The organism is Photobacterium carnosum, assembly GCF_002849605.1.
GTDB lineage: Bacteria > Pseudomonadota > Gammaproteobacteria > Enterobacterales > Vibrionaceae > Photobacterium > Photobacterium carnosum.
In genome coordinates this window covers 88,366-111,240 of record NZ_NPIB01000001.1, presented here as the reverse complement: position 1 = coordinate 111,240, position 22,875 = coordinate 88,366, and the positions used below count along the sequence as shown (strand labels likewise).

20 protein-coding genes are annotated in these 22,875 nt (G+C 37.1%); 7 read left to right on the top strand and 13 right to left on the bottom strand.

Features of this window, described 5'->3' with window-relative positions; all coding sequences use genetic code 11:
* Nucleotides 1-24: 24 nt before the first annotated feature.
* The 5 genes from CIK00_RS00510 to queE all read right to left on the bottom strand — a co-directional run bounded on the left by CIK00_RS00510 (nt 25) and on the right by queE (nt 6,690).
* Entirely contained in the window at nt 25-1,215 is a 1,191-nt protein-coding gene (locus tag CIK00_RS00510; RefSeq protein ID WP_101766976.1) for an amino acid aminotransferase, read from the bottom strand.
* 176 nt (nt 1,216-1,391) lie between these two features.
* Nucleotides 1,392-2,678, bottom strand: coding sequence for a GGDEF domain-containing protein (locus CIK00_RS00505; RefSeq protein WP_101766975.1), 1,287 nt, complete (start codon nt 2,676-2,678; stop codon nt 1,392-1,394).
* Between the two features lie 170 nt (nt 2,679-2,848).
* Entirely contained in the window at nt 2,849-4,150 is a 1,302-nt protein-coding gene (locus CIK00_RS00500) for a GGDEF domain-containing protein (protein ID WP_101766974.1), read from the bottom strand.
* A gap of 195 nt (nt 4,151-4,345) precedes the next feature.
* Nucleotides 4,346-5,746 carry an asparagine--tRNA ligase gene (gene asnS / locus CIK00_RS00495; RefSeq protein WP_045035540.1) on the bottom strand — a complete coding sequence of 467 codons (1,401 nt, stop codon included), beginning with the start codon at nt 5,744-5,746 and terminating at the stop codon, nt 4,346-4,348.
* Nucleotides 5,747-6,009: 263 nt separating this feature from the next.
* A complete protein-coding gene (gene queE / locus CIK00_RS00490) occupies nt 6,010-6,690 on the bottom strand; it encodes a 7-carboxy-7-deazaguanine synthase QueE (protein WP_167388487.1) in 681 nt (226 codons plus the stop codon).
* Nucleotides 6,691-6,963: 273 nt separating this feature from the next.
* Here queE and mlc point away from each other — a divergent pair, with 273 nt between their 5' ends.
* The gene (gene mlc, locus CIK00_RS00485; protein WP_101766972.1) at nt 6,964-8,178 is read left to right on the top strand and encodes a sugar metabolism global transcriptional regulator Mlc; all 1,215 of its coding nucleotides are present in this window, start codon (nt 6,964-6,966) and stop codon (nt 8,176-8,178) included.
* Here the strand turns inward: mlc and CIK00_RS00480 are convergent.
* From CIK00_RS00480 to bioA, 7 genes are all read right to left on the bottom strand, one after another.
* Nucleotides 8,175-9,077 carry a LysR family transcriptional regulator gene (locus CIK00_RS00480; RefSeq protein WP_101766971.1) on the bottom strand — a complete coding sequence of 301 codons (903 nt, stop codon included), beginning with the start codon at nt 9,075-9,077 and terminating at the stop codon, nt 8,175-8,177. The genes mlc and CIK00_RS00480 overlap by 4 nt on opposite strands.
* A 143-nt stretch (nt 9,078-9,220) precedes the next feature.
* On the bottom strand, nt 9,221-9,964 hold the full coding sequence (locus tag CIK00_RS00475; protein ID WP_101766970.1) for a LutC/YkgG family protein: 744 nt from the start codon (nt 9,962-9,964) through the stop codon (nt 9,221-9,223).
* 11 nt (nt 9,965-9,975) lie between these two features.
* Complete coding sequence (locus tag CIK00_RS00470; RefSeq protein ID WP_101766969.1) at nt 9,976-11,391, bottom strand: LutB/LldF family L-lactate oxidation iron-sulfur protein; 1,416 nt, start codon at nt 11,389-11,391, stop codon at nt 9,976-9,978.
* Nucleotides 11,392-11,403: 12 nt separating this feature from the next.
* Nucleotides 11,404-12,123, bottom strand: coding sequence for a (Fe-S)-binding protein (locus CIK00_RS00465; RefSeq protein WP_101766968.1), 720 nt, complete (start codon nt 12,121-12,123; stop codon nt 11,404-11,406).
* A gap of 96 nt (nt 12,124-12,219) precedes the next feature.
* Complete coding sequence (locus CIK00_RS00460) at nt 12,220-13,803, bottom strand: L-lactate permease (RefSeq protein ID WP_101766967.1); 1,584 nt, start codon at nt 13,801-13,803, stop codon at nt 12,220-12,222.
* Between the two features lie 612 nt (nt 13,804-14,415).
* Nucleotides 14,416-14,979, bottom strand: a complete 564-nt coding sequence (locus CIK00_RS00455; RefSeq protein WP_101766966.1) for an LON peptidase substrate-binding domain-containing protein — start codon at nt 14,977-14,979, stop codon at nt 14,416-14,418.
* A gap of 164 nt (nt 14,980-15,143) precedes the next feature.
* Nucleotides 15,144-16,424, bottom strand: a complete 1,281-nt coding sequence (gene bioA / locus CIK00_RS00450) for an adenosylmethionine--8-amino-7-oxononanoate transaminase (RefSeq protein WP_101766965.1) — start codon at nt 16,422-16,424, stop codon at nt 15,144-15,146.
* Between the two features lie 200 nt (nt 16,425-16,624).
* Here bioA and bioB point away from each other — a divergent pair, with 200 nt between their 5' ends.
* From bioB to bioD, 4 genes are read left to right on the top strand one after another with little or no spacing between them, the layout of a single operon-like run.
* Nucleotides 16,625-17,677: a biotin synthase BioB gene (gene bioB, locus CIK00_RS00445; protein WP_101766964.1), complete on the top strand. Its 1,053-nt coding sequence runs from the start codon at nt 16,625-16,627 to the stop codon at nt 17,675-17,677.
* The gene (gene bioF, locus CIK00_RS00440; RefSeq protein ID WP_101767374.1) at nt 17,664-18,803 is read left to right on the top strand and encodes an 8-amino-7-oxononanoate synthase; all 1,140 of its coding nucleotides are present in this window, start codon (nt 17,664-17,666) and stop codon (nt 18,801-18,803) included. Before bioB ends, bioF begins: the two co-directional genes overlap by 14 nt.
* Complete coding sequence (bioC, locus tag CIK00_RS00435; protein WP_101766963.1) at nt 18,793-19,614, top strand: malonyl-ACP O-methyltransferase BioC; 822 nt, start codon at nt 18,793-18,795, stop codon at nt 19,612-19,614. Before bioF ends, bioC begins: the two co-directional genes overlap by 11 nt.
* Nucleotides 19,607-20,284: a dethiobiotin synthase gene (gene bioD / locus CIK00_RS00430; RefSeq protein WP_101766962.1), complete on the top strand. Its 678-nt coding sequence runs from the start codon at nt 19,607-19,609 to the stop codon at nt 20,282-20,284. The genes bioC and bioD overlap by 8 nt, the downstream gene beginning before the upstream one ends.
* 68 nt (nt 20,285-20,352) lie before the next feature.
* Here the strand turns inward: bioD and CIK00_RS21240 are convergent, their stop codons facing one another.
* A complete protein-coding gene (locus tag CIK00_RS21240; RefSeq protein ID WP_167388486.1) occupies nt 20,353-20,517 on the bottom strand; it encodes a hypothetical protein in 165 nt (54 codons plus the stop codon).
* 374 nt (nt 20,518-20,891) lie between these two features.
* Between CIK00_RS21240 and htpX the strand changes: the two genes are divergently transcribed.
* Together htpX and CIK00_RS00420 are read left to right on the top strand one after the other, a co-directional pair.
* Nucleotides 20,892-21,776: a protease HtpX gene (htpX, locus tag CIK00_RS00425; RefSeq protein ID WP_101766961.1), complete on the top strand. Its 885-nt coding sequence runs from the start codon at nt 20,892-20,894 to the stop codon at nt 21,774-21,776.
* 260 nt (nt 21,777-22,036) lie between these two features.
* Nucleotides 22,037-22,864 (top strand): tetratricopeptide repeat protein, encoded by an 828-nt coding sequence (locus CIK00_RS00420; protein ID WP_101767373.1) that lies wholly within the window; start codon nt 22,037-22,039, stop codon nt 22,862-22,864.
* Nucleotides 22,865-22,875: the final 11 nt, after the last annotated feature.

The window sequence follows — 22,875 nt, the reverse complement described above, 5'->3', positions numbered from 1 at the left end:
TGGGTATATTTTAGTTTTATAAAATTATAAAACTGCAGCAATGCCTTGGCATAGTGGTAGCATATTTGATTTTGTCATACCTGCAACACTGATACGGCCAGAACCAACTATATAGATAGCAAACTCATCTTTTAAACGCTTTACTTGATCTTGATTGAGGCCAGAAAAAGAGAACATACCATTTTGACGTTCAATAAAACTAAAGTCTGTATTAACACCACATTGTTTCAGTGTGGCGACAAATAATACGCGCATTTCTTGAATACGATCGCGCATTTCGGTGACTTCTTGCTCCCATTCAGCTCGCAATACAGTGTCGTTTAGAATCTGTGTCACAATAGCCGCACCATGAGCTGGGGGATTTGAATAAATAACACGAGCAATGGATTTTACTTGGCTGAAAGATATTGTTGCTTGTTCAGTATTTTTTGCAACTAAAGTAAAGGCACCAACACGTTCGTTGTATAGACCGAAGTTTTTAGAGAATGAACTTGCAACAAGCAGTTCTGGCATTTGATCAGCAAAAATTCGTAGCCCTTGTGCATCTTCCTCGACACCTTGAGCAAAACCTTGGTAAGCAAAGTCAAACATTGGTAGCAAATCTTTCTCTAGGCAGAGTTTTGCAAGTGTTTGCCATTGTTGATTGGTCGGATCAATACCTGTTGGGTTATGACAACAGCCGTGGAATAAGACGACATCGCCTGCATTTGCTTGGTTTAAATCAGCGATAGTTGCATCAAAATCAATATCCTTAACTTGAGCGTTGTAATAACCATAAGTTTTAGTCTCTAAACCAGCGGCACCAAAGACGCCGTGATGGTTTGCCCATGTAGGATTACTGATCCAAACAGTAACATCGCCTAACTGACGTTTAATAAATTCAGCCGCAACGCGTAATGCACCAGTGCCTCCAGGTGCTTGTGCTGTTTGGATTCGTTTTTCTGCAATAAGTGTAGAATCAGCACCAAAAAGTAGTTGTTGCACTGCTAGGCCATATTCAGGGGTGCCAGGAATGCCCAGATAAGATTTTGTTGTTTCTTGTGCTAATAGAATAGCTTCTGCTTTTTTTACGGTGGCTAAAACAGGCGTGTTGCCTGCTTCGTTTTTATAAATACCCACGCCGAGGTTAATTTTATGTGTTCTAGGATCAGCTTTAAATTCGTCTGTTAAACCGAGAATAGGGTCTGCGGGTGCTGCTGTAATCTTTTCAAACATATCGATCATCCATGGGTAGTTAAAGAGTTATGTCTCTATTTATACCCTTAGTGATAGAAGTTTGACAAGAGGGTGTAACAAATTTATGAATTTATAATTATGTTTTTTTATTGTATGTCTATAATCATAAGTTCAATAGCAGTGGGTCGTTTGTATAAAATCTATTCAATTACTCTCTAAACAATGGTTACTTGATTGCGACCATTATTTTTAGAATGATAAAGAGCTAGATCTGCGGCTTTATAAGCGTCATTAAAATGTATATTAGTTGCACAAATTCCCCCAATAGAGATAGTAATATTAATATCTAATATAGGAGATCGAGAAATGGAATCACATATTTTTTGTGCTTTTATTACTAATTGTTTTTTATTCATGTCAGGAAATGACACTATAAATTCTTCCCCACCCCAACGAATTGCGATATCTTGTTTACGAATGCAATTACTAATACGTTTAGTCACAGCACGAATCACTTCATCGCCAATTTCATGGCCATAATTATCATTGACACTCTTAAAGTGGTCAATATCTATAATAAGAAAATTAAATTTCTGCTGACTAAGTAATTTTTCTTCATAGTAGTCACGACGATAAAAACGTGTCATTTGATCATGACGTAAGATAAAGTTTTTATTAGCAATAAGTTGTGTTAAAGAATGATATAGGAACATTAATAAAAGAGAGGGTAAAAATGTTGCCTTTAATAGCGTATAAATATTAAGTCCTAAGTTAATCGGATCAACTGTTGAGCATGGTAATAATTCACTTGTGTTGTAAATGTTATTATTTTCCATACTAATAATTGTCATTTCTGTTTTATTAAATTCAGTTAATATATTATTAAATATTGAGTTGTTAATATCTATTGCTAATAAAGAATCTAATTTTTTATTATTATAAATAGGATAATAAATAGTACGGATTATTTTATTTGTTCCTGGTTCTTTATATGTATCGGTTAATTTTATATTACAGCCATAAAATGAACGATAAGTATCCATTAAGGATTCATTTTTAACGATAGTATTAATAGTTATATTATCATAGCCTTTTAAATAAGCTGGTCTAAGAGGGGAAAAGTGTGAATAATCTGATGCTGTTTCAAAAACAGCAACTGTCCATATATGATTATTAGTTATTCTATTTATGTTTTTATGTAATTTCTTGATACCTGTAGATAATCTTTTAACATTTGTTTGCGTATTTACAACGACTGAAACGCCATTAAAAACATCTATCCCTTTATTTAAGGCTACTGTATCCGTATTATTATAAAATGAACCGAAACGACGAGCGGTAGAATAAATATTATTTAATGTAGTAATGTTTATATTTTGTAATTTTTCAATATGGTATATATTATAAATAAAATATGCACTAGAACAGATTATAAAAAATAAAGTAAAAAGCTTTAAATTGATTAATGTTTTTTTTAAAAAACCATTTACAGTTATAATCATTACTATCCATAGATATTAGAACGTGACGGTGCATTCTATATATTCCTTTTACAGATTAAAGTGAAAAATACACATCTTAACCATAAATTATTTTCATTGATGGCAATAAATTCCTCTTGGGTATTTTCTGGGTAGGGATCAACATAGATTCTTTGGTTTACTCTTATTTTTCAGGCAATAGTATATTGATTTCTACCATTATTTTTTGAATGATAGAGGGCTTTGTCTGCTGCTTTATAAGCATCGTTAAAGTGCATATTTGTATTTGATACACCACCAATTGACACTGTAATACTAAGACCTAATATAGGTGTAGATGCGATTGATTGACATATTTTTTTTGCTTTAAAATGTAATTGTTGATGATTCATTTCAGGAAAATAAATAATAAATTCTTCACCACCCCAACGAATTGGAATATCTTTTTTATGAATGCAACTATTAATGCGTTTTGCAATATGACGTATTACATCATCACCCATTTCATGACCATAGGTATCATTTATTTTTTTAAAATGGTCAATATCGATAATTAATATATTAAAAGCATGTTGTTTTAATAATTTTTTTTCATAATAATCACGACGATAAAAATTGGTCATATGATCACGCTGAATAGCATACTTTTTTTTAATAAGGCAGGTTTTGAAATAGCTAGATAAAAAGCTTAATATTAAAGCAGGTAAAAAAACCATTTTTAAAATAGAAAATAAATTAATACCAATATTGATTGGATTTAATTTTGAGCAAGGTAATAATTCTTCTATATTATAAATATTACCTTTTTTATTAGAATTGAGCACAGTTAAGTAATTAGCATTATAATGTTGTAAGCATTTAGTAAGAATGTTGTTTTTTATATCAATTGCGACTAATGCATCAAGATGTTTATTATTATAAATAGGGTAGTAAAGGGTTCTGATTTGGGTATGTGAACCAGTTTCAACATAACTTTCTGTTAGTTTGATATTACATCCATAAAATGATTGATAAGTGTTATCAAGGCCTTCCCGTTGAACGATACGGTGCATGACTGAATTTTCACCATATTTATCAAACTGAGTTAAATACTCAGGTCTAATAGGGTCAAAATGTGCGTAATCCGCAGGGTTTTCAAATACAGCAATTGTCCATATATTATTATTTGTAAGCCGATTTAATTGCGACCGTAATTTTGCTATACCGCTAGAGAGAGTCTTGACTTTACTGGCGGTGTTAACAATTAATGAGACATTATTTGTTTTATAATGATTCTCTGCTTTATATTCTTCTGGAGTATTATTGTAATATGAACCAAATCTACGGGTATATGAATATACATCTTGAATTCGAGCAATATAGCGTTGGTTGAATTTTTCAAGATGATAAATATTATAAATAAGATAAAGACTAGAGAATACGAAAAGAAGTAAGACAAATGTTTTCAATACGAGAATGGGATGCTTATTAGTATCCTTATGTTTTTTTTTCATGGGATATTTTGTTAAATCTATTCTTTTCGTGAATGTTCTTAATTAATTTAATCTATTTGTAGTATTAATACAATCTTTATAAATTTTTATTAGGAATTAAGTGTAAATGTAGATAGGGTGTTTTGTGTTTCAAACTGAATTGAAAGAAAAAACCATCCGAAGATGGTTTTTATTACGACTAATTACACTGAGTATTTAGAAGTTTGCAGAACGTGGTGTACGTGGGAATGGAATTACGTCACGGATGTTGCTCATACCCGTTACGTAAGAGACTAGACGTTCAAAGCCTAGACCAAAACCTGAGTGTGGTACTGAACCATAACGACGTAAATCGCGGTACCAGCCCATACTCTCAGGGTTTAAACCCATCTCAATCATACGAGCATCAAGTTGTTCTAGACGCTCTTCACGTTGTGAACCACCGATGATTTCACCGATACCCGGTGCAAGTACATCCATTGCTGCAACAGTCTTACCATCTTCGTTCATACGCATGTAGAACGCTTTGATGTCTTTTGGATAGTTCTTCACAATTACTGGTGCTTTGAAGTGTTGCTCAGCAAGGAAACGCTCGTGCTCAGAAGACATATCAATGCCCCACTCAACATCGTTCTCAAACTGACGACCAGAATCTTGAAGAATCTTGATTGCATCAGTGTAGTCTACTTGTGCAAAATCAGACGTTACAAATTGCTCTAGACGAGTAATAACGTCTTTATCAATGCGAGAAGCAAAGAATTCAAGATCGTCACGACGCTCTTCAAGAGCTGCTTTAAATACATATTTCAACATATTTTCAGCTAGTTTTGCTACGTCATCAAGATCAGCAAAAGCAACTTCAGGCTCAACCATCCAGAACTCTGCTAGGTGACGACTGGTGTTTGAGTTTTCAGCACGGAATGTTGGACCAAATGTGTATACTTTACTTAAAGCACAAGCATAAGTTTCAGCATTTAATTGACCAGATACCGTTAGGAATGTTTCTTTGCCAAAGAAGTCTTTGTCAAAATCCACTTCGCCTTTGTCTGTCATTGGCAAGTTTGCCATATCTAGCGTAGACACACGGAACATTTCACCAGCACCTTCACAGTCAGACGCTGTGATAAGTGGTGCAGACATCCAAATGAAGCCTTGTTCGTGATAGAAGCGGTGAATAGCTTGAGACAGGCAGTTACGAACACGAGCAACAGCACCAATTACGTTAGTACGTGGGCGTAGGTGTGCAACTTCACGTAAATACTCAATAGAGTGACGTGTTTTTGCCATTGGGTATGTTTCAGCATCTTCTACCCAACCAACAACTTTAACGGCTGTTGCTGCGATCTCAAAATCTTGACCTTTAGCTGGAGAGGCTACAATAGTACCAGTGACTTCAACAGAGCAACCTGTTGTTAATTTAAGTACATCTTCCTGGTAATTATTTAACTCATTAGAGACCACGGCCTGAATCGGGTCGAAACAAGAGCCGTCATAAATGGCAAGGAAAGAAATTCCAGCTTTGGAATCACGACGTGAACGGATCCAGCCTCGAACAGTAATTTCACTGTCAATTGCTAGCTTACCGCTTAATACGTCTGTTACAGGCGCGTAAGTCATGTTTAAGTCATTCTCCGTTTAGGCACTTCACTTTGGAATTAAAGTATTACGTGCTTAAAGATATCGTTGTATAAGTAATATTACCTTTCTTACGTCAAGCATCAAGCATTGATCTCATTAGATTGATAAATTGATGTTGGAAAGTGGGAATTTACACATAAGGTTGGTTAAGAAATGATCATTTTGGCAATGATAAGTAAATTAAGTCTTATCATTGCCTTGTTATTCTCTAGCGTAATACGGTGCCACGAAAGTGGTTGATGCTAAGCGATGGCTAAATATTTATGGGTTTGGATTGATAAACGCCAATTACGAGTAATACAGGTTTCGATACATAGTTCAGTTGAACGTGGCTTTTGACTGATAGGTTGTAGGGCTATTGTAACGTCGTTACGTAGTTTTGCCGTAGCTAACAAAGCGTCTAATTGTTCAATATCTTTATGAGTACCAACGGGATGTTTGATTTCATTCGCACGTACTAAAGCTGACGTTAATACGGGTAATTTTGCTTTCATATTGATTTTGGGTGATACCGTAACCCAGGTTTGGTCACTGGTTAAAATCTCTGAGGTACCACTGGTTTCAATTTGGCAATTAAAGCCTGCAGTTTCTAATGCTGCGCTTAGTGGTCGTAAGTCATAAATACAAGGTTCACCACCCGTAATAACGACGTGTTTAGCCGTGTAGCCTTGATCAATTAATAGCTTAACAATGCCATCAGCGTCAAGTTGTGTCCAAAGTGGTGAGTCTTCTGTTTTTACTATGATACGTTCAATGCTGACTAAATTTTCTGGCTCTGCTGTCCATGTTTGTTTGGTATCACACCATGAACAACCAACCGGGCAAACTTGTAAACGAATAAAAATAGCAGGAACACCAGTGAATACACCTTCACCTTGAATGGTTTCGAAGACTTCATTAATTTTGTACACGTAAAACCTCATATTCTCATATCGCTACTTTGTGCCAGTATAATTTAGGTGTCACTAGTGAGTGATACCAGGCTAAAGCACGGAAGAGATTAAATTTACTAATTGAAATTATACTCAGCGAAATGCCGATTTATTATTATGTCAGAAGCGAAAGCGGAAGTCTTTAGGGATTCCTCGTGACGGCGGTCACGTCCTGAGTACAAGAGACTTCACAATTAGTTCGCAAAGTAAAAAAATTGAAAAACAAATGATATTTATTACTGTTTTTCCTCTAGGAGTATCGACATGTATGTCGCTCAGCCAGGTCATATTGATCATATAAAAAGAAATAATGCCGGGAGCGTATATAAACTTATTGACCTGTACGGACCTATTTCACGCATTGAATTATCTAAACGTAGTCAATTAGCGCCAGCTAGTATTACTAAGATCACGCGTGAATTAATTGAAGCACATTTGATAAAAGAGACTCAATATCAAGAAACTACTAGCCGTGGACGACCCGCTATTGGGCTTGTTCCTGCTAATGAAGGCTGGCAATTTTTGTCGATTCGATTAGGGCGTGGTTATTTAACTATCGCTTTGCACTCATTAAGTGGTGATATTATTATTGAGGAACGCCAAAATATTCAGCAAGTACAACAAGATGATGTGGTTGCTAAATTATTGGCTGAAATTAATGCATTTTTTGCTAATCATGTCAGTGCTATTGATCGTATTTCAGCAATAGCAATTTCACTGCCTGGATTGGTCAATGCTATTGACGGGATTGTTTTACAAATGCCGCATTACACTATTAAAAACTTACCGTTAAGCGATATTATTCATCAGGCAACTGGATTACCTGTTTTTGTTGGTAATGACACTCGTTCATGGGCATTAGCTGAAAAGCTATTTGGTAATTCACGTGGTATATCAAATTCTATTTTGGTGTCAGTGCATCATGGTGTTGGGGCGGGTATTATTTTAGATGATACGGTGCTTCAAGGTCGTACAGGTAATATTGGTGAACTCGGTCATATTCAAATTAAACCTTATGGTAAGCGCTGTTTTTGCGGTAATCATGGTTGTTTAGAAACGGTAGCAAGTTTAACTGCTGTTTTAGATCAAACCTTAACCCTTTTACAAGAAGGGCATTCTTCGGTATTAACAGCATCAACCCTGACCATTGAGGCTATTTGTGATGCTGCGGTGGCTGGTGATTCCCTTGCTTGTCAAATTATCATTGATCTGGGACACCATCTGGGTCAGGCGATAGCAATTATGGTGAACTTGTTTAATCCCCAACGTATTTTAATTGGTGGAGAATTTAATCGCGCCAAATCTGTGTTATACCCCGCGATTATGGAGTGTATTATTTCCCAAACATTGCCTATTTATAATCGAGATCTTGAACTTCAAGAAAGTTGTTTTTATACCCAAGCAACCATGCCTGGTGCTGCCTTGGTAAAACAAGCCCTTTATGATGGCCATTTACTAATGAAATTAATTGATGGTTAAAATTGCTCTTTAATTTCCATATAGCTTTCTCGAATATGTTCAATAAGCGCTTGAATCCGTTTTGCAGGTTTGCGGGTATAAGGATAAACCGCATAAATACCGACCACTTTTCCCGCATGCGAGGCTAAGACTTCAACTAATTGGCCTTGTTGTAATTCGTTATAAACTAAACAGGTTGGTAAGTAAGCAATACCATTACCGGCCAGCGTGACTTTTTTTAATGCTGCGGCGTTATCTGATGAAAAGTTACCACTGACTTTATGAGTATAAATTTTATTTTGACGGATAAATTGCCAGTCAAAAGGGCCTGAGCTTTGTGGGTTATAACCTAGGCAATTATGACTATTAAGAGCCTTTGGTGTTTCTGGTACGCCATGTTGTTCAAAGTAAGCCGGTGAAGCACAGATAACCCAACGAGAATTAAAAATATGACGTGCAATAAGACTTGAATCTTCTAGAGATCCGGTGCGGATCACTAGATCATAGTTATCAGCGACTAAATCGACAAAATGATTATTAAGTGACATATCAACGGTTAAACCAGGGTGTTTTTGACAAAAGGTTGAGACAGCGTTAGCCAGAACCAATTCACCTGAAATCGTTGGGACTGACATGCGAATTTTACCTGATAGTGCTTCACTATAACCCGTTACTGAATCAAAGGCCGTTTGCGCTATATTACTGATACTTTTGGCTCGATGATAAAGCACTTCACCCGGTTCAGTCAGTGTTAGCTTACGGGTAGTACGATAAATAAGTTGTAACCCTAAGCTGGTTTCAAGTTTACTGATACGTTTACTGACAACAGATTTGGTTATGTTATTGAGGTCAGCAACTTTACTGAATGAACCATATTCAATAACTTGAGTAAAAAGAACGAGATCATCAATAGCTGGCATGTCAATATTCCAAGAGTGAAATTATAGCGAATTATACGCGAAAAAAAACGCAGTCCGATAACTGCGTTTTTTCATATTCCCGTTTAAGTGCTTAACCACTAGCATCCTGCTAGTTTGTTTATCACTATTGGTGATAGGTAAAATTACATATCATCAATAATGATGTAGGTGGCAAAGACGGGCCCATGCACACCAACAACTTTGATCAGTTCGATATCTGCAGTCGAACTAGGACCTGAAATGAAATTCACACATGATGGAATACGTTCACCATTCTGTGCTTTTTGATGTAATAATTCTGTCGCTTGAGTTAAGCGAGGAACAAGATTGCTTTTAGGTACAATAAAAACCGACGCTTCAGGGAGTAAACTTACTACTCGACCTTGTGCTGCTTGGCTGTAAAGTACCATTGTACCTGATTCAGCTAATGCTTGTTCTGCGAATACTACGCCGACTTTAGCTCTTTCTGCAACTGCAATATTAGCTTCGTAGCCAGCACTATGATCCCAAATGTAGACGCCATGTTGCTTTTCCGCTAAATCTTTCGGATTTACTATATCTAACAGACGATTATCTGCGGTAAATATAGTTTCGCCGATAGGATTTAGGCCTTCGCCATCATCGGTGCAATAGTGGAAACATACATTACGTAATGTTTCTGTTAGCTTATCTTTCGTTGTAACAACCGCCTGAGAGGCTAATGTTGTTTCTGTGTAGTCAACTAAAATAGCTTTTAATTCATCTTGGCTTTTATCAGCAAAGACTTCTTTGTGGCAGTTATATTTTAAGTTTGGTCGTACTACCGGTGTTGTAATGCGATCACGACCAAGTTGTTTTGCGATATTATCAAGGAAACTATCGCGGTTAAAAATGCGTTGCTCTGACATGCGGAAGCCCCTTATTTGTCATCTCTGTTTTTAAACCAGCTACGGAATGATTGACCTGTTGGTGTTGGTAAATCACGAGTTTGTGTCCATGCGTTAAGCAAACCTACTTTAAACGGTAGTTTGCCATCTTTAATCAGTTTACCAGCCATAATTGCACCGATTTTAACTGTTTTATCCCAGATGAAAGGGTGGGAATTAACAAAGTTAAAACCTGTGATTGCAGCACGTTCTGATGGCGCTGTGATTTTTTCTTCACCCATAATTTGGCGGTGTTTTAGCAATAGATCAGACAATGGAATTTTTACTGGACACACATCATGACAAGCACGACATAAGCTACATGCATTGGGTAGGTCTTTAAAATCTTCATAGCCACCCAGTAATGGTGATAATACCGCACCAATTGGACCTGAGTAGATTGAACCGTAAGATTGACCACCGATATGACGGTAAGCAGGGCAAGTGTTAACACAAGCCGCACAGCGAATACAGCGTAGAATAGGACGGAATTCTGAGCCTAGAATTTTTGAACGACCATTATCAACAATAACGAGGTGGAATTCTTCAGGACCATCACAGTTATCGTCTTCACGAGGACCTGTTAGCGCAGTAACATAACCCGTTAGTGGCAGACCAACAGCACTACGGCACAATAGGCTTGCCATAATATCAAACTCTTCAAAGGTCGGAACGATACGCTCCATACCCATGACGGCAATATGTGTTTTTGGTAGGCTGGTGGCTAGACGCGCGTTACCTTCATTTGTAACTAAAGTGATGGTACCTGATTCTGCAATCGCAAAGTTACAACCTGTAATACCAATTTCGGCTTCAAGGAAGTCATGGCGAATATGCTCACGGACAAAGCGGGTCATGGCTTCAGGATCAGATGATCCATCATAACCGAGCTTTTCTTTGAACACTTCGCGAATTTGAGTGCGGTTTTTATGTAATGCAGGCACAACAATGTGTGATGGAGCATCACAATCATCGACTTGTAAAATATATTCGCCTAAATCGGTTTCGATGATTTCGCAATTATTGCGTTGGATCATCTGGTTCATGCCGATTTCTTCAGTCACCATTGATTTAGATTTTACGATTTTTTTAGCGTTCTTTTTCTTTACAATCGTTTCGATGTAGTTGGTTGCATCTTCTGCGGTTGAGGCAAAGAAAACATGGCCACCATTTTTTTCTACATTTTCACTCAGCTGTTGTAAGTAGTAATCAAGGTTTTCAAGTACATGGTTACGAATGTCCATGCCCATTTCACGCCATTCTTCCCAGTTACCAAGTTTTTCAGCAGCAACTGCACGGCTTTTAAACATACGTTCTTGTGCGTTGGCAACGGCGGCACGCATAGATTCGTCTTTCATTTTTAGATGAATACGATCTTTAAATTTAACGTTGCTAGTTTTCATTGACATAATAATGACCTCTTAACGACTCATCAGCACATCAACAATGTGCATTACTTTAATAGGTTGACCTTCACGGCTAATACGACCACCAATATTTAATAAACAACTAATATCGGCACCAATTAAGAAGTCAGGTTTAACTGCGCTAATGTGTTGTACTTTTTCTGTTACCATTTCACCTGAAATTTCAGACATTTTAACAGAGAAAGTACCGCCAAAACCGCAACATGTTTCTTGGTTATCAATAGGTAAGAGCTCAAGGCCTTCAACATTATTAAGTAAAATAAGTGGCTCTTCACGCACGCCTAATTTACGAATAAGACTACAAGACGGATGGTAAACCCCTTTACCTTTAAGACGTGCACCTACGTTTGTTACACCTAGTTGACGAACGATAAATTGGGTTAGCTCAAATAAGCGGTCTGCGACTTTTTGTGCGCGGGCTGCCCATTCAGGTTCATCTTCTAAATAATGTGGGTATTTCTTCACAGAAGCAGCACATGAACCTGCAGGTGTCACAATAGGGTAATCATTAATTTCAAAAGCTTCGATCATGCTTTTCATTGCAGGCTTGCTTTTTTCGATATAACCACTATTTAATGCAGGTTGACCACAACACCCTTGGCGTTCAGGAAAAATCACTTCACACTCTAATTGCTCAAGCAGTTGTACCGTCTTTTTAGCAACTTCTGCTTTTACGGTATCGCCAAGACAAGTGACAAAAAAGTTTACCTTCATTTTATTGCTCCAATGGCGTAAAGGCGCCTGAAATATTAACGTTAAACTATTGGTTGGCGCCTGCTGCACAGAACGCCAATCAATTTTCTTTAATGATTAAAGAAAGGTACTTACTATAGCGACAATTACGCCATATAAAATCATAGGAATAACTGTTCGCTTAATGATGTAACCTTCTTTATTGGCAATACCAAGAATGGCTGATACTGCAATAATATTATTAATACATACCATATTACCCATCGCACCACCGACAGATTGCAAGGCAAGAATGATAGTTTCTGGTAACCCAACCGTGTGGGCAATACTTTGTTGAATCGCACCAAAAGTGAGATTAGAAACGGTTGCTGAACCTGAGAAAAATGCACCCAGCGCGCCTAGATAAGCCGCACAGTACTGCCAATTTTTACCTAATAGCGCCGCAAAAGCATTACCTGTTGTCATGATGGGCGAGTTATCACCACCAATCATCATAAACTTAACCATAATTAATGCACCAACAAGGGCGATAAAGGGTGTTTTGATTCGTGATGCGGTGTCGCTAAATACGGCGGTTACTTGGTGTCTGTTCATTTTCAAAAAAGGGATTGATATGAAAACAACCAAGAAAAATGGAATTAATGCTGGTACATACAGTGTCTTGTATGCCCATGCTGTATCGGTCCCTAAAATTTGATTAATATGAATAATAAATGCTTGGCTAATATGTAAGTCAGCAAAGCCTAAGTGGAAATTCCACATCGGGGTTGCGTCATTTAACATACCTTTTAGCCCTAGTTGCTTAATGCGCGTTACGATTAAAATAACAATCAATAATAGCGTAGGTGCCATGGCTTTAAATACATGCCAGAACGGTAAATGAACGACCGTATTTTCTGTCGTTGTTATTTCTTTTTTCTCTAATCCAATGTTATAGCGTGCAAACAGGATTGATAATGTTAGACCAATAGCACCACCAATAAGCGCTGGGAACTCATAGTTCCATTGTGCTAACCATACGTAAGGCAGCGTACATGACCAAATACTGAGTTGAATAAAAATAATGTTACGGCGAATTTGTTGCCAGCTAACAATGAATTTCAAAGCAATAACGGGAATAACAATCGCTGCGACAGTATGCATGATGGCCGATAAGCTACCGACATGTAGCAATTCGGCATCAGAAAGACCAAGGTTACCGAAACCAAACCATGTTGGTGTTCCCACCGCACCAAAAGAGACGGGGACGGAGTTCATGACTAATGCTAACATTGCCACTCGTAATGGATTAAAGCCGAGCCCAACAAGAATGGGGGCAGCAATTGCAGCTGGCGTACCAAAGCCTGACGCACCTTCAATCATAAAAGCAAATGCCCAACCAATGATCATTAACTGACCAATTTGATTTTTACTAATACCTTCTAGCCATTGTTTAATGACATCTTCACAGCCTGAAATTGAGAGGGTGCGATTTAATAAAATCGCACCAGCAATAATAGAGATGGGTGTAAGTGCTGATAAAGATCCCGAAATAATGTTAGCCGTTAATAAACGACCGCTAGTACCAAAATAAATTAATTGTAATACACCAACAAGTAATGCTGTTAAAGGTAATGCAATGTGTGAAGGTAGCGCCTTTTTTTTTGTCATCATCCAAATTAATAATAAAATTGGAATAACGGATATTGTTAGATTGAGCATATTTATTTCCCTGGCTGAGTCGTCTTATTCCATGTTCAAACAGACGAATTTTATTTTTATTTATTATTACTATGTGAATAGTATTTTTTATACTGATTACCTCAGTGGGGAGATTATTGTAGGCAGGAAAACGAAACTTTCTATCTATTTTTTTTTTGCATTTATCATACTTATTAATTAAATGTGATGTGAATATATACTGTATAAACGGTGTTTTTTTTAATACTTACAAAAAATCAAGTTGTTACGGATTATATGTGTGTGAATAAATAGCTTGATTATATCATTATTGGAAACAATGTATTTGCATACATAAGCTAATATATTAAGTGTTTATTTCGAATAATAAAACAAGCACTGCTGGTAAAAGATAATGGTTATCAGTACAGTAATTATTTAAGCGTTAAAATTAAAGCGTATTCGACTAATAATGCAGTTAAGGTGGTTAATTGAAATATAAAAAACATTATTTAGTGATTTTTAAATATATTAATTGAATTAACTATTATTATATTAATGGCATTTGAGGCTTAAATGTTATTTTCTATTAAAAACGATAAATATTTACTCATAAGTAAACATTAGTTTATGTGTGGTATTGATGATTAAACGCTATTCTGATTTTGAATTATTATTGATTACTGTATGTAAGAATGATAATGCTGCGGTGTAATCATTGCGGCTCATGAACCATTGTTTCTGATTAACTTCTAACGGTAAAATTTCAAGCCAACGCTGACATACCCACGTAATATCATCAAATTTAGGTTCAGGATAATAATGAGCATGCTCAGGATGTTGTTGGAACAGTTGTTTTAAATTATCTGAAATACCTTGATCGATAAAATTAATATCTTTGCTATGCCAATTAGGAACAGGCGAGGTGTCACCGATGTACAGATGGTCATTGTCTTGCGAATGATTATTGATCAAAAACATTTCAATACCTCGAACAGTAATACTCATAAATCCGTTTGGCAGGGGATCAAAATCAGTAATAATAACCCGTGTACCAAAATGACAAAGGTTATCATCAATTTTCATACAGAGTCCAAAACCATGATGGTTAGCCGTGGCAAGTTTTACTAAGCGCATATAGCGTTGTTCGTAAATCTGTAATTTACAAATACCATTAGGCAGTAAGTATATATCAACAGGGAAAAGAGGTAATTGCATAATAATAGCCCTAAACATACGTATGATAATAAGTAAATATTTGCTCGATATGATTATTATTATGTTTTTGTCGGGCACCTTTTATGAGTATAAGCAGACTAAAATAGGACAATGTCTGCTTTTTGATACTACGATAAAATAAAAGACTGTTTAGTGATGTAGTATTATGCGTTTAATATCTTATATATCGCTTGGGTTAAGCATGAGAGTTGTGTCGGCGTAATAATATAAGGTGGCATAATATAAATCAGCCGACCAAAAGGGCGGATCCATACACCAGCATTAACAAAAGCCTGTTGTATTTGAGCCATGTTAACTGGCTGATGTAATTCAACCACCCCAATAGCGCCTAACCAGCGTACTTGCTTTACTTTTTTAAGTGCTGCGATGGCGGGTAATTCACAAGCAAGTTGCTTCTCGATGTCTGAAACTTGTTGTTGCCATAAATTTTGCTCTAATATTTCGAGGTTCGCATTAGCTACAGCGCAGGCAAGGGGATTACCCATAAATGTTGGACCATGCATAAAACATCCTGCATCGCCACTGCATATTGTATCTGCAATTTTTTTATGGGTGATGGTCGCTGATAATGTCATATATCCGCCAGTTAATGCTTTGCCAACACACATAATATCAGGGCTAATATTGGCATGCTCACAGGCAAACAGTTTACCCGTACGCCCAAAACCGACGGCAATTTCATCTGCAATTAATAATACGCCATAATCATCGCATAATTTGCGTATTCGCCGTAAATAGGTTGGATGATATAAGCGCATTCCTCCCGCACCTTGAACAATAGGCTCTAAAATAACAGCGGCAATCTGTTGGTGATGTTGAGCTAATTTATTGGCAAAATCACTAATATCATCTTCATTCCATTCATCCCAGAATCCACATTGGGGAGAATCTGCAAAAATATGTTCAGGAACAAAGCCTTTATAAAGACTGTGCATCGAGTTATCAGGATCGGTTACTGACATAGCGGCAAAAGTATCGCCATGATAACCATGTCTAAGCGTTAAAAACTTAGCTCGAGATTCACCTTTAGCGTGCCAATATTGCAATGCCATTTTAAGTGCGACTTCAACAGCTACCGAACCAGAATCAGCAAGGAAGACGGTATCTAATCCCTCAGGTGTTATCGCGACTAATTTTTTACACAGTTCAACAGCGGGTTGATGGGTGATGCCACCGAACATGACATGTGACATTTTATCGAGTTGTGCTTTTGCAGCCGCAGTCAGTTTAGGATGGCTATAACCATGAATAGCCGACCACCATGAAGACATGCCATCAATTAATTGAGTGCCATCTTCAAGTGTTAAATATACACCGTTTGCGCTGGTGACAGGGTAACAAGGTAGTGGCGTAATGGTTGATGTGTATGGATGCCAAATATGACGTTGGTCAAACGCAATATCAACAATGTTCTTTTTTTGCACAGTAGTAAACCTATTTTATAATTCAAGGTTGACAGTCTACGTACTATTAGTAGACTAGCCAACAATTAAAAGGCGGACAAATGCCTATTTGGTTGTTTTTTATACCAGAGCTGTAAGTGTAATAATGCTACTACCTTGTTACGGCACTTACAGCAATACAGTAATTTTGGATAATAAAAATATAAAATAAGGGGTGCATTATGGACGTTCGTAATAATTGGACGGTTGAGGAAGTTCAAGCTTTATTTAATCAGCCGTTTATGGATTTAGTCTTTGAGGCTCAGCAAGTTCATCGTCGATATCATCAACCTAATCAAGTGCAAGTCAGCACCTTACTATCTATTAAAACAGGTGCTTGTCCTGAAGATTGTAAATATTGCCCCCAAAGTGCGCATTATCGTACGGATATAGAAAAAGAACGCTTATTAGAAGTTGATCGAGTGCTTGAGGCAGCAATAAAAGCCAAACAATCTGGTGCTACTCGATTTTGTATGGGCGCGGCATGGAAAAATCCTAAAGATCGAGATATGCCATATTTACTTGATATGGTGCAAGGCGTTAAAAAGTTAGGTTTAGAAACATGTATGACATTGGGCATGATCACTACTGCTCAGGCAAATACGTTAGCGGCGGCAGGGTTAGATTATTATAATCATAATCTTGATACTTCTCCTGAGTATTACGGCAATATTATTACTACACGTACTTATCAAGACAGGTTAGATACCTTGGCGCATGTACGTGATGCTGGGATGAAAATTTGTTCTGGTGGTATTATCGGCATGGGAGAAAGTGCACGAGATCGTGCCGGGTTGCTGGTGGAATTAGCCAATTTGCCTGTTCATCCTGAAAGTGTACCCATTAATATGTTAGTAAAAGTCAAAGGAACACCTCTTGAAAATGCAGAGGATGTCGATCCATTTGATTTTATTCGTATTATTGCTGTTGCTCGAATCATCATGCCACAATCAGCAGTAAGACTATCTGCTGGTCGTGAAGATATGAATGAGCAAATGCAAGCGTTGTGCTTTATGGCGGGAGCTAATTCAGTATTTTATGGCTGTAAGCTATTAACCACGCCTAATCCTGGTGAAGATAAAGATATCCAATTATTTGCTAAGTTAGGCATTAATAGCCAACATCAAGCAACAAAGCCTGATGATGTTCAAGCCCAAGCGTTATTTGGTCAAATCGCAGAGCGCGTTGCTGCACGTCCAACAAAAGATGACATTTTCTATGATGCCTCTCTTTAATCAGCGCCATCAGCAGGCACTTACATTACGTCGTCAACAAGGACTTTATCGGCAGCTACAGTGTGTTGATATAAGCTCTCTTAGGTTGAATTTTGCCAGTAATGATTATCTTGGTTTAGCACAAGATTCTGAAATTATTACGGCGTGGCAGCAAGGATTAGCGAAATATGGTGCAGGAAGTAGTGCATCGCCATTAGTAACAGGTTTTCAGCCACCACATGCTGATTTAGAACTGCAATTAACAGAATGGCTGGGTTATCAACGGGCGTTGTTATTTAACAGTGGCTTTAGTGCTAACCAAGCCGTGTTATTTACGTTATTACAAGCGCAAGATCAATTATTCCAAGATAAGTTAAATCATGCCTCTTTAATTGAAGCGGGAATGTTATCACCAGCAAAGATGAAGCGTTTTGCGCATAATGATATGGCTGCGTTGCAACAACAGTTTTTATCCATAACACCCGAAGTTGATACCGCATCATTAGTGGTAACAGAAGGTGTTTTTAGTATGGATGGCGATTGTGCGCCACTAGCATCATTACGAGAGATCACAACTCAGCATAAAAGTTGGCTAATGGTCGATGATGCTCATGGTTGTGGTGTGTTAGGTGAGGCTGGACAGGGAAGTTGTCATTTGGCAGGAATAAAAGCGGATATATTAATTATTACTTTCGGTAAAGCCTTTGGAATACAAGGTGCGGCGGTATTGTGTAGTCAAGATACGGCTGAATATTTAGTACAATTTGCTCGTCATTATATCTATTCTACTGCGATGCCTCCTGCTCAAGCGGTTGCATTAAGTCGTGCTTGTTCATTGATTCAAACTCAAACTTGGCGTCGAGAAAAGTTGCAGGCATTGTCTGCGTCTTTAGATCATTATCTTGATAAGAGTATTGGTCTTATACCGACGATCACCCCAATTAAACCGATTATTATTGGTGATAGTAGCCAAACAATGACGATCGCTGCTCAATTACAACAACGGGGTATTAAAGTGGGGGCTATTCGACCACCAACCGTTGCACCAAATAGTGCGCGTTTACGAATAACACTGACAGCCAATCATAATAAAAGTGATATTCGTCAGTTAGCTATTGCGCTTAATGAGGTGACTGATGCTAGATAAACTAAGCAAACTGGCATTCTTAAGTGCTAACACAAACAAACAAGCAATTACGAATGCTTTTGGACGTGCTGCTGCGAATTACGATAAATCAGCGGCATTTCAACGCCAAGTAGGACATCAATTATTAGCGTTAATACCGATACAGCAAGTGACGCATTCTAAAGCTTCAGTGATTGATATAGGGTGTGGAACCGGGTATTTCAGTGATGAGTTACAACAACAAGGATTTGAAGTAACCGCCGCTGATCTCTCTACTCAAATGTTATTACAGGCGCAGCAACGGTGTGGAAGTCATTGCCAGTATTTACACACAGATGCTGAAAATATTGTGATGGCGAATGATAGTTATGATATTGCGTTTAGTAATTTAGCTTTGCAATGGTGTGATGATTTAAGTATCCCGTTACGAGAGTTACAACGGGTAGTGAGATCTGATGGTGCTATTTTATTTACCACATTAGTTGAAGGTTCATTAAATGAGCTTAAACACGCATGGTCACAGATTGATGATAAGCCGCATGTTAATGGGTTTAAGTCACTGCAACGTATTAAAGCAGAGATAGCACAATCAGGCTTAACGATTGATTCCTTAGAATGTAAGCCTATTACTGTTTATTACTCAACAGCAATGAAATTAATGAAAGATTTAAAAGGCATTGGTGCAACACATTTACAGCAACAGCGACAATCTGGATTAATTGGACGACAAACATTCATTGAATTAGAACATGCTTACGATTATTTTCGATTAGATAATGGATTATTGCCTGCGACCTATCAGGTGTGTTTTGGAGTATTAAAAAATGCATAAAGCCTATTTTGTGACAGGAACAGATACCGATGTGGGTAAAACTGTTTGTAGTTGTGCCATTTTGAATGCTGCAGAGCAGGCAAGTATAGCGATGGTAGGGTATAAACCCATTGCTTCTGGTTGTGATAGAACACCTGAAGGATTACGAAATAGTGATGCTTTATCACTTCAACATGCATCATCGGTTAGCGTGACTTATGATGACGTTAATCCGTATTCTTTTTATCAACCTGTTTCACCTCATATAGCGGTAATTGAAGAAAATAAAGTCATTGAATTTAGCGTATTGTCTCAGGGGCTCGCTAATCTTAAAACAAAATCCGATTGTGTGCTTATTGAAGGTGCTGGTGGTTGGCGTGTTCCTATTAATGATACCGATTATCTTTCTTCATGGGTAAAGCAAGAGCAGTTGCCTGTCATTTTAGTGGTAGGAATAAAATTGGGTTGCTTAAACCATGCATTATTAACAGCAGAAGCTATTCAAGCGGATGGCTTAACTGTTGTTGGATGGATTGCTAATTGTATTGAGCCAAAAACGGATAATTATACCGCGATGATAACGTGGTTAGGACTGCAATTACCTGGGAAGAAAATCGCTGAAATCCCTTATCTTCCTCATAACCAAGGATCAAATTTAGCGACGTATATTGATTTAGCAGCATTATGCTAAAAACGAGGGATTAATAAAAACAACAAAAGGCACTTTGCATGCCTTTTGTTTTAATTGATAGAGATAAACTAATTAGATGAGTTAAGTCCAATTAGCATTTCTTGTGTTTCTGTTACTTGTGCCGGATGACTAGCTTGATCAAGGCCTAGTTCTTTACGTGCTTCATCGATGGACATTCCAAGATGGCAACGCAAAATATCTATAGCAACTTGATAACTTTCATTATTAGCCATGAACCCTCCTTGTTTCATTTATTTTGTGTGTGTTGTTTCATAACAGTACGTAAACAATAATCGAGTTATACAATGAAAGCAATACGACCAAAGTCTAATAATCATGTATTTTAATAATTAGATATTCTTTCAATGTTAAAGGTAACTTATCTGTTATTTTTTTGATGGCGTTTTTTTACGGCTGTTTATGTGATGGTAAGTGGAAAACCAGAGCCTGATAAGAATTGGTAACAATTTAGATCTTTAATTTATAGTCATATTATTCGAATATAATGAGTAATAACCATTTGATTGTATTAATACGACACTAAATAGTGTTCTATAAGGTATAAAATAGGATGGTAATATTCTTTAAATTGGGGAAAAGAATAAATATGAAACGTATCGCGTTGTTTTTAGCAACGAATCTTGCCGTAATGTTAGTGTTTAGTATTGTACTTAACATCGTTTACGCAGTAACAGGAATGCAACCTGGTAGCCTTTCTGGATTACTCGTCATGGCGGCTTTGTTTGGTTTTGGTGGATCATTAGTGTCTTTAATGATGTCAAAATCGATGGCATTACGCTCAGTAGGTGGTGTCGTTATTGAACATCCACGTAATGAAACTGAACATTGGTTAATTAATACTATTGCTCGTCAAGCGGAGCAAGCCGGTATTGGTATGCCAACGGTTGCTATTTATGATGCACCTGATATTAATGCCTTTGCGACAGGGGCTAAGCGAGATGATTCATTAGTTGCGGTATCAACGGGCTTACTACATAGCATGACCCGAGATGAAGCTGAAGCGGTATTAGCACATGAAATAAGCCATGTTGCTAATGGTGATATGGTAACGATGACGTTAATGCAAGGTGTGGTAAATACCTTCGTTATCTTTGTTTCTCGTCTTGTTGCTGGTGCAATCAGTGGTGTGAATAATAACAGTGAAGAAGGGGAAGGCGGCGGCAGTTACATGACCTACTTTATTGTTTCTTCAATTATGGAAGTACTGTTTGGTTTCTTAGCCAGTATTTTAACGATGTGGTATAGCCGTCATCGTGAATTTTATGCTGATGCGGGTTCTGCAAAGTTGGTTGGTCGTGAAAAAATGATCGCGGCACTGGAGCGTTTAAAAATAAGCCAAGAACCACAGTTAGAAGGTTCAATGATGGCCTTTGGTATTAATGGTAAGAAATCATTATCAGAGCTATTTATGACTCACCCCGCATTAGATAAGCGTATTGATGCATTACGCAATGGAGAGTATATAAAATAATTATTTACTAACGCGTTATATGTTAGCAATAAGCCCTTTAAAATCGTTTTCTACTAGAAAGATAAACGTTCAGAGGGCTTTTTTTTATAAATTTTTTAAAAATATGATGTTTTTTCGTGTTTTATGGATTTTAAATCTAAACTGACAAGGAAAAAATAAAGCTGTTATATTTATTAGTGGTTTTGGGTTCATATCAAATTATTAGCAAAAGGTTGTAGCTTATGTTTAAAGTGCTGTTAGGAATTGTAATATTTTGTTTTATGTTCCCCGTTTCTGTTGTTCATGCCACGAATGGCGATAATGCAAAACCTTACTCCGAACAGAGTATTTATGAAAAACCAATGATTGAGCGTTATGTGCTTGATGAATTGAAATCATTACGAATGGATCAACAAGATCTCGAACGTCGACTTACCCGTGATATTACTGATAGAGAATTATCCGTCGCTGATAAATCAATGAATTACGCCAATGTTACGGTAACGTATTTCTTCTATATTATAGCGGCTGTTGCGTCATTAATTGCCTTAATTGGTTGGCAATCAATGCGTGAAATAAAAGAAAACACTAAGCGTATGGCAGAATTACAATTAAAAGCTATTGCGGATAATTATGAACAGAAATTTAAAGCATTAGAACGGGACTTAAAGCGTAAGACTCGGATTATTGGTGAAAATAATCGAGAAATAGAAAAAATTAACGAAGTACATAATTTATGGTTACGTGCTCAAAGTTCACAAACACCAGAGCAAAAAATAGAAATTTATGACGAAATTTTAAAAGTACGGCCTGGTGATTTAGAAGCGTTAACTTATAAAGCTGACGCCACTATGGAAATGCGAGAATTTCATTGGGCGTTAAGTATCTGTAATCGAGTATTGGAAGTTGATGATACTAACGCACATGCATTATATCAACGTGCGTGTGCTTATGCTTGTTTAGGGGTGGAAGATCAAGCAATTTCAGATTTAGAACGTGCAATTAAAGACAGTATATCATTACGTGAACTCGCAGCTGATGAAGATGATTTTGAAAACTTACGTGGTAATGAACGTTTTGAATTATTACTTATCACCGTCGAAGATTAAATATGCTGTTT

Excerpts from the sequence above, each read along its gene's own strand:
- CIK00_RS00510 (WP_101766976.1), bottom strand. The coding sequence starts at position 1,215 with ATGTTTGAAAAGATTACAGCAGCACCCGCAGACCCTATTCTCGGTTTA.
- CIK00_RS00505 (WP_101766975.1), bottom strand. The coding sequence starts at position 2,678 with ATGATTATAACTGTAAATGGTTTTTTAAAAAAAACATTAATCAATTTA.
- CIK00_RS00500 (WP_101766974.1), bottom strand. The coding sequence starts at position 4,150 with ATGAAAAAAAAACATAAGGATACTAATAAGCATCCCATTCTCGTATTG.
- asnS (WP_045035540.1), bottom strand. The coding sequence starts at position 5,746 with ATGACTTACGCGCCTGTAACAGACGTATTAAGCGGTAAGCTAGCAATT.
- queE (WP_167388487.1), bottom strand. The coding sequence starts at position 6,690 with ATGAGGTTTTACGTGTACAAAATTAATGAAGTCTTCGAAACCATTCAA.
- mlc (WP_101766972.1), top strand. The coding sequence starts at position 6,964 with ATGTATGTCGCTCAGCCAGGTCATATTGATCATATAAAAAGAAATAAT.
- CIK00_RS00480 (WP_101766971.1), bottom strand. The coding sequence starts at position 9,077 with ATGCCAGCTATTGATGATCTCGTTCTTTTTACTCAAGTTATTGAATAT.
- CIK00_RS00475 (WP_101766970.1), bottom strand. The coding sequence starts at position 9,964 with ATGTCAGAGCAACGCATTTTTAACCGCGATAGTTTCCTTGATAATATC.
- CIK00_RS00470 (WP_101766969.1), bottom strand. The coding sequence starts at position 11,391 with ATGTCAATGAAAACTAGCAACGTTAAATTTAAAGATCGTATTCATCTA.
- CIK00_RS00465 (WP_101766968.1), bottom strand. The coding sequence starts at position 12,123 with ATGAAGGTAAACTTTTTTGTCACTTGTCTTGGCGATACCGTAAAAGCA.
- CIK00_RS00460 (WP_101766967.1), bottom strand. The coding sequence starts at position 13,803 with ATGCTCAATCTAACAATATCCGTTATTCCAATTTTATTATTAATTTGG.
- CIK00_RS00455 (WP_101766966.1), bottom strand. The coding sequence starts at position 14,979 with ATGCAATTACCTCTTTTCCCTGTTGATATATACTTACTGCCTAATGGT.
- bioB (WP_101766964.1), top strand. The coding sequence starts at position 16,625 with ATGGACGTTCGTAATAATTGGACGGTTGAGGAAGTTCAAGCTTTATTT.
- bioF (WP_101767374.1), top strand. The coding sequence starts at position 17,664 with ATGCCTCTCTTTAATCAGCGCCATCAGCAGGCACTTACATTACGTCGT.
- bioC (WP_101766963.1), top strand. The coding sequence starts at position 18,793 with ATGCTAGATAAACTAAGCAAACTGGCATTCTTAAGTGCTAACACAAAC.
- bioD (WP_101766962.1), top strand. The coding sequence starts at position 19,607 with ATGCATAAAGCCTATTTTGTGACAGGAACAGATACCGATGTGGGTAAA.
- CIK00_RS21240 (WP_167388486.1), bottom strand. The coding sequence starts at position 20,517 with ATGGCTAATAATGAAAGTTATCAAGTTGCTATAGATATTTTGCGTTGC.
- htpX (WP_101766961.1), top strand. The coding sequence starts at position 20,892 with ATGAAACGTATCGCGTTGTTTTTAGCAACGAATCTTGCCGTAATGTTA.
- CIK00_RS00420 (WP_101767373.1), top strand. The coding sequence starts at position 22,037 with ATGTTCCCCGTTTCTGTTGTTCATGCCACGAATGGCGATAATGCAAAA.